The sequence below is a fragment of the Faecalibacillus intestinalis genome, assembly GCF_015097455.1.
Taxonomy (GTDB): domain Bacteria; phylum Bacillota_I; class Bacilli_A; order Erysipelotrichales; family Coprobacillaceae; genus Faecalibacillus; species Faecalibacillus intestinalis.
Genome location: NZ_AP024085.1, coordinates 2,576,161 through 2,588,136 on the forward strand (window position 1 = coordinate 2,576,161; position 11,976 = coordinate 2,588,136).

The 11,976-nt window shown below is 26.0% G+C and carries 12 protein-coding genes; all 12 read right to left on the reverse strand.

Annotation, left to right across the window (positions count from 1 at the left end):
- Positions 1-16: 16 nt before the first annotated feature.
- Positions 17-715, reverse strand: a complete 699-nt coding sequence (locus tag Fi14EGH31_RS13715) for a hypothetical protein (protein WP_022001929.1) — start codon at positions 713-715, stop codon at positions 17-19.
- Positions 716-776: 61 nt separating this feature from the next.
- Positions 777-1,934 (reverse strand): beta 1-4 rhamnosyltransferase Cps2T, encoded by a 1,158-nt coding sequence (cps2T, locus tag Fi14EGH31_RS13720; RefSeq protein ID WP_022001928.1) that lies wholly within the window; start codon positions 1,932-1,934, stop codon positions 777-779.
- A gap of 3 nt (positions 1,935-1,937) precedes the next feature.
- Positions 1,938-2,774 (reverse strand): glycosyltransferase family 2 protein, encoded by an 837-nt coding sequence (locus Fi14EGH31_RS13725; protein WP_022001927.1) that lies wholly within the window; start codon positions 2,772-2,774, stop codon positions 1,938-1,940.
- Positions 2,775-2,785: 11 nt separating this feature from the next.
- Positions 2,786-3,868 carry a glycosyltransferase family 4 protein gene (locus tag Fi14EGH31_RS13730; RefSeq protein WP_117575342.1) on the reverse strand — a complete coding sequence of 361 codons (1,083 nt, stop codon included), beginning with the start codon at positions 3,866-3,868 and terminating at the stop codon, positions 2,786-2,788.
- Positions 3,869-3,876: 8 nt separating this feature from the next.
- Positions 3,877-4,839: a glycosyltransferase gene (locus tag Fi14EGH31_RS13735; RefSeq protein WP_022001925.1), complete on the reverse strand. Its 963-nt coding sequence runs from the start codon at positions 4,837-4,839 to the stop codon at positions 3,877-3,879.
- A gap of 100 nt (positions 4,840-4,939) precedes the next feature.
- A complete protein-coding gene (locus tag Fi14EGH31_RS13740; protein WP_022001924.1) occupies positions 4,940-5,665 on the reverse strand; it encodes a DUF3226 domain-containing protein in 726 nt (241 codons plus the stop codon).
- Positions 5,665-6,777, reverse strand: coding sequence for an AAA family ATPase (locus Fi14EGH31_RS13745; RefSeq protein WP_022001923.1), 1,113 nt, complete (start codon positions 6,775-6,777; stop codon positions 5,665-5,667). Before Fi14EGH31_RS13745 ends, Fi14EGH31_RS13740 begins: the two co-directional genes overlap by 1 nt.
- Positions 6,778-6,863: 86 nt before the next feature.
- Positions 6,864-7,754: a dTDP-4-dehydrorhamnose reductase gene (gene rfbD / locus Fi14EGH31_RS13750; protein ID WP_118346834.1), complete on the reverse strand. Its 891-nt coding sequence runs from the start codon at positions 7,752-7,754 to the stop codon at positions 6,864-6,866.
- A 26-nt stretch (positions 7,755-7,780) separates the two neighbouring features.
- The gene (locus tag Fi14EGH31_RS13755) at positions 7,781-9,046 is read right to left on the reverse strand and encodes a DUF6056 family protein (RefSeq protein ID WP_117575352.1); all 1,266 of its coding nucleotides are present in this window, start codon (positions 9,044-9,046) and stop codon (positions 7,781-7,783) included.
- A 9-nt stretch (positions 9,047-9,055) separates the two neighbouring features.
- Positions 9,056-10,564 carry an ArnT family glycosyltransferase gene (locus tag Fi14EGH31_RS13760; protein WP_118346832.1) on the reverse strand — a complete coding sequence of 503 codons (1,509 nt, stop codon included), beginning with the start codon at positions 10,562-10,564 and terminating at the stop codon, positions 9,056-9,058.
- Positions 10,548-11,495, reverse strand: coding sequence for a glycosyltransferase family 2 protein (locus Fi14EGH31_RS13765; protein WP_118346830.1), 948 nt, complete (start codon positions 11,493-11,495; stop codon positions 10,548-10,550). The genes Fi14EGH31_RS13760 and Fi14EGH31_RS13765 overlap by 17 nt, the downstream gene beginning before the upstream one ends.
- Before the next feature lies 1 nt (position 11,496).
- Positions 11,497-11,895 carry a GtrA family protein gene (locus Fi14EGH31_RS13770; RefSeq protein ID WP_117825799.1) on the reverse strand — a complete coding sequence of 133 codons (399 nt, stop codon included), beginning with the start codon at positions 11,893-11,895 and terminating at the stop codon, positions 11,497-11,499.
- Positions 11,896-11,976: the final 81 nt, after the last annotated feature.

Genomic DNA, 11,976 nt, shown 5'->3' on the forward strand with positions numbered 1-11,976 from the left:
AAAGCAGATATTTTTATTATTTACTTGGATATTCGATACTAAATCCTCTAAAAATTCCATTTCTATTTTCGTTACAGCAATCAAACATGTATTTATATCCTGCATCATTTGAATAATGGAATCTACCATCCGTTTCTTGGTTTGGTTCACCTAAAACCTTTTTAACTTGTGCATATTTTACTTTATTATTTAAAGCTAACGATCCTTCACTTGTTTCTACAACAACATCTTTAGCTGCTTTATCGTATTCTTCTTCAGCGTATTCATCATATTTTACTTCAATAAACGTTACAGATGCTTCTGCTACACTAATAGCTTTTTTAGTTGGATTTTCATATCTTAAATAGAAATGTGCAACATCACCACTATCTAATTCTACATTTAGATATGCTGCCATCGATGAAATCCCATTAGCATCTAATTCAACATCTTCTACTTTATCACCTGTATCATTTAAAGTAACTGTTCCAACTTGTGATAAATAATTTGCATATTCTCCTACTGTTTCAGGAATTGCTATTTTTTTATCATCAATTGTAAAATATTTGATTAATCCATCAGCTTCTTGGAAATCATTAACATCTTTAATTTTAATGCTGTTTGATGTAGCAGGTTTCTTAGTTGTTGTTTTATCACTAGAATCACTAGTACTACATCCTACTAATGACATTGATAAAACACATGTCATTAATAGAGCGACTATTTTTTTAAACATAGTTGTTCCTCCACGATATTTTTCTCTTCTTCTTTTATACTATATAACAAATTACAATTATCTACAAATCTTTTTTTCTTAAGAACAAGCTTTCATAGTCTGAAACAATCTTTGTCCAACTATAAGCATTTTTAATTCTATCTTTAGCAGCTTTTCCTAAAGTATCAATATAATCTTGATCAAATGTTTCAACATGTTCTATAAGATGTTTTAAATTATTCTTTTCTTTACCCCAATAAATACATGAATCTAAACCTACTTCTTGATTAAAGCCAACATTTAATAAAAGATTTAAAGAAGTAGAACCTAAGGCTTCTAACAAGGAAGGATTAGTTCCTCCTACTTCATGACCATGTAAATAAGCAAAAGCATTCTTTCTTACACTTTTTAATAATGCATCATCATAAATTGTACCTACAAATTTAACTCTTTGATCATTTTCAAAATGATACTTGTTATTTAAAATATGATACAACTTACTTTCTTGATATCCAGTAACAATCACTAAATCTTTTTTTGTATTTGAACTCATGAATTCTCTAATCATTGTTTCATAATTATTTTCAGGAACAAAACGTCCAACAATTAAATAATATTCATTTTTTGAAACCTCATGTTCCTTAGCCCATACTTCGAATTTTTCTTCATCACTGTTATCAACAACATCTGCTCCATAAGCGATAAATGTTGTTTGAGGTTGATATTTTTTATAATCTTCTTGTATATATTTTTCTATATTTTGTGAATCACAAACGACATAATCTGCATTTTTAATCATCAATCTTTCAGATAATTTCCAATATTGTCTAATAAACCAGTTCCATTTAGCTCTTTTAAATTCATGTCCATCTGGATTTACAAATACTTGAATATTTTTTGAATGAAACATTTTAACATATTTCTTTAAAAAAGGGCCTATACGACAAGCTAAAATATAAATAATTGCATCATCTATATTATTTTCAGTTACATATTTATAGACTTCTTTTAAAGCTGCTATATCATAATAAACAGCTTTAGCAGGTCCAATATTAGGAACCTGTATTTTAAAACATCTTGCTTGATTATGTTCAAATTCTTCAGCTTGTTCACCTAAACAAGCAACATGATATTTTATTTCTTCACTTACTTTATTTTTTGTTAAATATTCGACAAAGGTTTCAAAGCCACCATAATTAGCAGGTATTCCTTTACTCCCTATAATAAATACATTTTTCATATTTTACATACCTTTCCATAATAATTGATAGATTGTATTATATAAAAATAAATCTATATTTTTTATTGATGGGACTAATTTCCCTTGTTTTTTCATATCATATTTATATGTAATAGTTCTTTTCAATAAATCAACATTGACATTATGACAATATTTCTTTAATAAATCAACCATTTCCATATTAGAGTTATGCACTTGATCTAGACTTCCTGAAACATTTTCTCCAGTATACTTATGGGTATATAATACATCATAATTCACATTAAATTGACATTTATTTTCAATCATTAACAACCATAAAAAGTAATCATCTGCCGAATTAACAGACATGACATGCTTTGTCCAATATTCTGGTATACTTGTTTTTTTAATCAAACAATGACCTGGTGAAACAATTAAGTCTCTTACTTTAATAAAACCAATTTGTTTCTTTAAATAATCTTGTGATTTTTGATTTTTATAAATCAAACATTTCCCATTTTCTGATTCCATAATACCATTAGCAATACATAAATCTGCATCTCCAATATGTTCTAATTGACTTTTAATAAAAAAGTCACTAATTTCATCATCTTGATCTAAAAATAAAATATATTTACCTAACGCTTTTTTTAAACCGTTGATTCTTGTTTGATGAATTCCTTGATTCATTTCATTATTAATAATTCTAATTGGAAAATCATGTTGACTACCTACAATAATTTCTTCATCAGGATAATCATTAACAAAAATAACCTCTATTTCTTTTTGACTTTCTTGATAATTTTTCTCTATTTTATTTAATAAAGATTCTATATATCCATTCCCTTTATAAATAGGAATAATAACTGACACATCCATACTTTCACATCCTATATTCCATTAAAAATATCCACTAGATTTTGAGAAATATCATTTACATCATACGCTTTGGCCGTTTGATAAGCATGATCTTTAATCTCTTTTATTTGATGTTCATTCATTGATAAAATATCTTCTATTTTTTGATTTAAATCTTTACCATCTCTTGGTTTAAAGAAAAAACCATTTTCTTGATCTTTAATATAACTTGTTGGTCCTGCCATATTAGATGCAATAACTATACAACCACAAGCCATAGCTTCTAATCCAACCAATCCTAAACTATCGCTTTTACGATAGGTTGGAAAACAAAAGATATCAATAGCTGAATAAAATAACGCCAATTCTTTTTGAGTTTGCATTGGATATTTTTTTATCACGTTTTCTAAATGATATTCTTGAATAAGTGCATTCGCTTTTTCTTCATCTTCTCCAACACCCACCATCACGATTTGATATTGTTCTACATTTTCTAATAAGCTGATTGCTTCTAAAAAAACTTCCCATCCTTTTCTTTTTTCATATCTTCCAATGTAACCAATACATTTTTTATTTGGATCTAAATGCAATTTTTCTTTAGCGTTTTCTATTTCTTGAAAGACATCAAAATTAATACCTCCTGAAGGAAAAATCTTGATTTTATCTTCATTCAATCCATATTGTTCCATCATGACCTTTTGATAATAACTTGATGGTACAATACATAAATCTATTAGAGGTAATGTTGATTTAACTAAAGGAATAAACTTCTCATCATGTGCGTCTTCTGGAACAACGTCATTTCCATGAACATTTACAATAACCTTTATACTTGGTTTTAATTTCTTAATGATTTTAATTAATAATGCACAATGTGAAATATAATGAGCATAAAGATAATCATAATGATGAAATAAACACAAAAAGATACTTTTTATATAAAAACTTAAATATCCACCTAATTTTCCTAACTTACTATCTTTCTTTTTTAAAGCTGATACATCTACTTGATATCCATTATTTTTCAAAATACTTGCTGTATTTTGAACAAACACACCATAATGTTTATATTTTTTAGATGGATACATATTTGATATTAATAATATTTTTCCCATATAATCACCTATTTAATAATGTTTACTAAATCTCCTAAAAAAGTTTTAACTCTTCCAAATCCTTTATATTTTCCTTTTAAAAAGTATAAAATCAAAGAACAAGCTTTCTTTTCTTTCATCATTAAAACTCTTTGTGTTAAATAATCTTTATATTTTAAACAATATTTTTTTTGTTCTCTATTTAGCTCTAATCCCAATGCAAAATTCACATTTTCTATTTGTGCCTTTGTTTGTTCAATACGTTCATTCACTCTTTGTTTCTTTTCATTAATAATATTCCCATCAACAATATTATCCATTCCAATTGTATTATTATTATGAATTCTATAATCAATTAAAGGAATATCTAAATAATAACATCCATTTTGAATAGCAGAAATAATATTCAATTCCCAATCATGAGGCAATTTACCTTGTGTTACTTTTAAATATTCATCTTTAACTTCTTTTTTGATAGCCATGCAACAACCTTGAGAAAAATTCATTTCTAATAAACTCTTTAAATCGATTTCCGTTAATTCTTCTGTTACTTCTTTAAAAAGTAAATTATTATTTGAACGTCCTTTTATTTTATTCACTTCGAAACAATTTCCATCTTGATCCATAAAATTAAAACTCGATGCTAGAGATAAAATATTGGATTGACTCATTTTTTCAACCATCACCTCTATTTTATTTAAATGCCAACGATCATCTTGATCACTTAAAAAGATGATATCCCCATCTACTATCTCTAATCCTTTTTTAAAATTCTTACGATATCCTAAATTATTTTCATTTTTTATAAGTTTCCAATTAATAAGTTTATAACCATCGATATACTGATGAATCAACTCATAACTATTATCAGTAGAAACATCATCTATTAATATTACTTCATCAATTAGATACGTTTGTTTTCTAATAGAATCTAATTGTTCAATTAAATACTTTTCGCCATTATAAACAGCCATTACTAATGATACTTTCATAATTTACTACCTTTCTTTGCTAGAAATAGTATAGCATAAAAAATATTGGTATTATAGTCATGGAACTTTCTTTAAAAAAAGATTTCTATTTAGAAACCTTTTAAGATAAATCATTTAATTTTTGAAATACTTGTTGAATATATTGATTATCTTTCCATGGAAAATTCATAAATATTTTCTGTCTTTCAGTATAATAGTCTTCTGGAACCCTAATACTGAAAAACACATTAAACTCAGCTTTTACACGATGTCTTCTTTTCTCTAAGTATTGATTTTTATAATCAACATTTCTTACAAATTCTTTACTTTTTTCAACAATATGATGATCATATTCATCGTTTTTAGAAAGAGAATCCAATAGTACTGTTTCTATTGCTCCATGTGTATCTAAAGGTACAACTAATAATAATTTTATTTTTATTATCTCTCCTAAATTATTACTTAATTCTAAGATACACCATTCGTTAGATTTAATTTCATTAATATTTATTACTTTATATTGATTCATAATGAACATTAAATCATTTATTATATTTCTTTCAGATTGATCATCATCTCTATCCGTCATAATTACAACATTATGATATATTTCACTGTCTTGAGCATAGTAATTACTTTTCATAACACTTTCAAAAGCTTCACATAGTCTACTACTACCACCATTGTGTCCTAATAATAATGAATTTGAATCATTCATCAATTCTCTACACCATTTAAATATCTTATTTTTTCTTTGAGATTTATCTGACCAATGACATACATTTCTCATGTAATACTGTATAAATAAGCAATCTGTTAATCCTTCACATATAATAATTGAATTCATTACCTTAACTCCAATCCTAAATCATCATGTAATTCTATTGCTTCTTTACAAGTTAATGTTCTTACTTTTGTTTGATTTTCTCTTTTATATAAAGTATAGAGTTGTATATCATTTTGTAATTCAGGACAACAAATTAATAATTTATTAATTGCTTCTTCACTATGTGATGTTAAAAATATTTGAACATTTAATTTTTTACATGCCCTTAAAATCCATGAAAAAACTTTAATCATTGCTGATGTGTGTATTGCTGTTTCAAATTCATCTAAAAGTAATATTCCATTTTGTGCAGTAATAACTGCACTCATAAGTAATATTGCTTTTTTCATTCCATCACCATAAAGTTCTAAAGGTATTGCTTGATTATGATTTTTAGATAAAATCATATATCTTTTTTTGTTTGTTAAATTATGAGTATCAGCATTGATACTCATAATATTGTCATCAAATTCTTTTAGTACTTCTATCATTTCTTGATAGTACTTTGGATTATTTAACACTTCTGTAAGATAAACTTCATTTGTTGTGTGTTTAAATGGTGTTACATAGACAGTATTGATATAAAATTTACTTTCAGCTCTTTTTATTCTACTATATTGTGTTATCTTTTCTTCTTTTAGTAATTTATCATCTAATAAAAATTTTAAATAAGATATTTCAATTTCTTCTGTATTTTCTATGAAAGAATCATCATATTTTGTTATTTGTTCTTTAATTTTGTCAAAAGTATATCCCTGTAATTTTCTAATTTCACTTTGTGGTAAAATATCATAGGCTTTCTTCTTTTCAATTTTTACATCAATTTTTTTATTCATTTCAAAACAATAATGAATAACTGGACTTTTTTGATCAATAGGAAATAAATATTGAATTCTTTCATATGGTAAAAATCTAGTATTTGCTTGATTATAATCATTTACGCCTCGCGTTGTAGAATAAGCAAGATTGCTTAAACTATCTACACCACTTAAATAATTAATCACTTCTAATACACTTGTTTTTCCACTGTTATTATCTCCCGTAATAATATTAATGCCTTTTAAATCATTTAATTTTAAATTTTTAATTCCTCTAAAATCATAAATATTAAAACTTTTAATATGTGTATTCAATATAATTATCCTTTCTTTAAAAATAATAAAAAAACTATTTCTAACATAAGTTTTATGTTAGAAATAGTATATCACATATAAATTAATTAATATTCAATTTCTTTTAAATATCTACTTAAAGCATCTTGCCATGTAGGTAATGGTTTAAAACCATTTTCTACAAGTTTTGACTTATCCAATCTACTATTAAATGGTCTAGCAGCTTTAGATAAACCATATTCTTCAGTCGTTACTGGTAAAACTTCTGTAGTATATCCTGCTTGTTTAAAGATTTCTACTGTAAAATCATACCATGAAATATATCCACCTTCATTAGTCGCATGATAATAACCATATTTATCACTTTCAGCCATATCTACTAATAATCGAGCAAGATCATAAGTATATGTTGGTGTTCCAATTTGATCATTAACAACTTTAACTTGTGGATATTTCTTTCCAACATTTAACATCGTTTTAATAAAGTTTTTACCATTAACACCAAATACCCAAGCAATACGAACAATAAAATATTTATCTAAATTAGAAGAAACTGCAAGTTCACCTTCTAATTTAGTTTGTCCATAAACATTTAATGGTTTGTAATCTTTACAATCAGGATCCCAAGGTGTTTCACCTTGTCCGTTAAATACATAATCTGTAGAAATATAAATCATTTTACAATCAATTTTCTTACATGTTAAAGCAATATTTTCTGTTCCTTTAGCGTTGACTGCTCTTACTTTTTCTACTTTATCATCATCTTCTGCTAAATCAACAGCAGTCCATGCTGCACAGTGAACAACAACACCAGGATTGATTTTTGTAATTTCTAATTCTACAGCTTCTTTATTTGTAATATCTAATTGAACATATTTTTGAAAATGTTCATTACTTTCAGTAATATCACTTCCAATTGCTTCATGTCCTCTTTGATTTAATTCATTCATAACGTCATAGCCTAATTGACCATTAACACCTGTTACTAATACTTTCATTGATTTACCTCCAATCAGCATACTTATTATAGCACACTTTCTAATTTTCTTGAATTAACACATAAAAACGTTGCAATTACGATCAAAAAATATGAATTCACAAACGTTCTTGTTCCAGAAACAAAAATAGATGGTGAAAATCCAAGTACAACTCTTGAACAAAATGCTGCACAAATAATTATGAGACTTATAAACATTGTCTTATTTCCTAGATTAGTTTTTATTACATAAAAACTAATCAATAAAATACATATAAAATAAAGAATAATTAAACAAACATTCATATTCAACGAAATGTGTTCAATAACTTTTGTATAATCATTAAACACGTTAAAGATTTGATAAAACCCTCTATGATTACAGTATCTATCACTTACACTAACTACAAAGGTAACAAAGGTCATAAGACCTACTAGTAAATATTGTCCTTTATTTTTTATATTTTTATAAATGATATAAATCAACATAATGTTCCAAACAAAAATAATATATGCAGGTTGTAAAGAACCAATTGCTATTGTTGAAAGAACTCCTAACAATAACTTATCCATCAACTTAAAGCCATAAAAAGCTGGATAATAAGCACTCATTTCTGCAACTTTTCTTAGCTCATTTCCAGGACATAATGCATGATATCCTAACATTATAAACGATAACACTAAAATAATATAGGCTAAAATAGGTACTTTTTTATGTTTTACTAAACTATATATCATAAATAAAGCATAAAATCCTACAAACAATGCACACATTTGTTCTTGATTGATAGCGTATAAACTAGCAATCACATAACTTATTTGTTGAATCATTGATATCTTTCCATTGGAAAGAACTTGCGTAATATATGAAAGTCCATATAATCCTAACGCAAGTGGCCATACATAGTTAAGTGTCGTCGCATACCATCCAGCCACGCCAAATGTTCCAAAAGGATATAACATGATTACAAGCATTAGAAAAAAAGTAATGATCCCATCATTTTCTTTTGTTGGAGAAATTATTCTTCTTAAAGAATGTAAAACAAGTACAAACATTCCACTATCTAAAATGATCCAAACCCATTTATTAATATTTAATAAAACAAGCATCACCAATTCAATGATATTTCTACTTGTCCAAGTTTGTATCCTCATTTGAGTATAGTTAATTAATCCCATTTTTGATTGTTCAAGAAACCATATATCATCTGCCACTCCTAATTTTACAGATGCATGCCTAACAACCATAAAAACAAATAAGATTAGATAAATGACCCATATATGATTTTTGATATATTCTATTACTTTTTTCATGGTGTCCTCCTATTTTAGACAATATAAATAATAAGTAAAATCCATACCTTCATAAAGTTGTTTGAATTTTTTTATTTCTTTATAGTTATCATTTAAATAAGGAATATTTTTTCGATATCCTATTGTATCTCTATATTCTCTTATCACAACAAATTCAATTTTCTTATTTTTAATAGCCTCTCTTTGACCATCAATAATTTGAGGGTAACGATCATATCCAACATTTTGTCGCATAAAATATTTAACATTAGGAACAATATTACATGTTGTATAAAATCCCCCATCTAAATTATCATAATTCAATAATGTTTTATTTTTTGATTTATCAATAATATCTTTAAAAACATATTGTGCATATGCACTTTGAGGGATATTCATATATCCTCTATTAGGACTTTTTAATGGATAATGAACAGAAAACATCATTCCTCCACATAGTATACATATCGCTAAAGTTTGACTACTTAAATAATTTTGAACAATTGAAAAAACAAAAATAAATCCAAAAATAATATATGCTTCAAAACATAAAAAATAATAAATAAATGGTAATCCACCTATATAAACACCAATCATTAAAAAGATAAATGATAATAAAATAAATATATTGATCCAAATATTTTTTAAAATCTTTGTTGTTAAACAATTTACAAAACCAAGACATAATAATATATAAATTGTTCTATTGTATTTCATTTGTTGGAAAATTGCTGAAAACATATTTAATATTCTTGTTTTTAAATCAATAGTTGTACTATAAGCAGTTAGATTAAAAGTAATATATACATCATAATAATCTCTTAATGCCCCATTGATAACAAAATAAAGAATTGATATAAAGATAGGAATAAACATTCCCACTAAAAAATAAACACAACTTATAAAAGCTTTTTTTATTTCCTTTAAAGAAATTAATTTAAAGAAATATAAAGCCATCCAAATAAACCACAAACCTAATAAATTAAATTTGATCAATGAAACACATCCAGCTATTGCTCCATTAATTAATAAATATTTCTTTCCAAAATCATTTTCATTAATAATTTTAATAAAGAAATAAACACTACTTGCAACAAAAGGTAAACAAAATTCTTCTGCACTACCTCCTTGTACAAAAGAAATCGATCCTGAAATAATAGCTAATGTCAAAACAGATACTAATAAGGCATAAAATTGATTTAAATAAGTTCTAGCAATTTTAAAAAGAAAATAGCCAAAAATTGTATATGAAATAACTTCTAATAAATAAACACCTAAAAATGTATCATGACTTATTAAATAACCTATTCCATATATCAAATAAAGCAAAGGTCCCTTTTGTTCAAATAAATCTTTATAAGGAACCTTTCCATTAAACATACCTTTTCCCATTGTAAAAAAGGCATTACCATCAACCCAATCATTATAAGGATATAATGGTGAATTTTTTGAACAAATCAAAAGAGTTAGGATAGAAACGATCAATAAGATAGTTAAAATAACTTTTTTATTATCTAAATAATTACTTAGTTTTTTCATCTTCAATATTTGTATCCTTTACAATATATACTGGTCTATGTTTCGTTTCGAGATATGTCTTAGATAAATATTGTCCTAAAATACCCGTACAGAATATTTGTATACCACCTATTAAAGTAATAATACAAACCAATGATGGCCATCCACTTGTAGGATCATTAAAAATAAGTGTTTTAATAATAATAAATATTATAAATATAAAAGCAATAAATAACATCAACATCCCTATAAGCGATGCAATCGCCAATGGTGCTGTTGAAAAAGCAACGATTCCTTCAATGCTATATAATAATAATTTCCAAAATGACCATTTTGTTTCTCCTGCAACTCTTTCTACATTTTCAAATTCAATCCATTTTGTTTTAAATCCTACCCATCCAAATAATCCTTTACTAAAACGATTATATTCTTTTAATTCTAATAAAGCATTTACAAATTGTCTTGTCATTAAACGATAATCCCGTGCACCATCCATTAATTCAGTATCAGATATTTTATTCATGATTTTATAAAACATTCTTGCAAAAAATGATCTTATTGGTGGTTCTCCTTTACGAGTAACTCTTCTAGTAGCTGCACTATCGTATCCTTCTTCTCTAATTGCTTTTAACATTTCTGGTAATAAGCGAGGAGGATCTTGTAAATCAGCATCCATTAAACATACATAATCACCTGTACTATTTTCAAATCCAGCATACATAGCCGCTTCTTTTCCAAAATTTCTTGAAAAAGAAATATATTTAACTCTTGAATCTTTTTTAGCAAGCTCCATCATAATTTCTAATGTTTTATCTTTTGAACCATCGTTTACGAATAATAATTCAAAATCTACGTCATTCATTTCATCCATGACCCTACTCATTTCCTTGTAATAGTAATGAAGTGCTGCTTCTTCATTATAACAAGGAACAATTACTGTTATTTTTTCCATCCTATTTATCCCCTTTAAAAACAACTAACTTACTTAATACATAATTCAATACAACCACAATGACATTAACAATCACTTTAGCAATCACATCATTAACAACATTAAAATACACAAATAGCCACATAAGTACCATATCTAAGATTCCTGTAGCTAATCGAGAACTAAAAAAAGAAACTGCTTCTTTTAAAATATTTTGACTATTACTTTCAAAAACATATTTTCTATTTGTTATATACGCGAACAATACTGATAAAAACCATGCTAGTGCATTAGAAATCAAATAATTTATGTGTAAAAGCTCTGCACTTAAAAAATAAACAACAATATTAACGACCGTTGTAAGAACACCAAACACAAGATACATAATGATTTCTTTATATTTCATTAATAATTCTTTCATTTTCTTCTCCTAATAAAAATGCTAGTTTTGTCATAGACATACTAGCATTTTTTTAACCAGTATTCAATTTTATAATTCTTA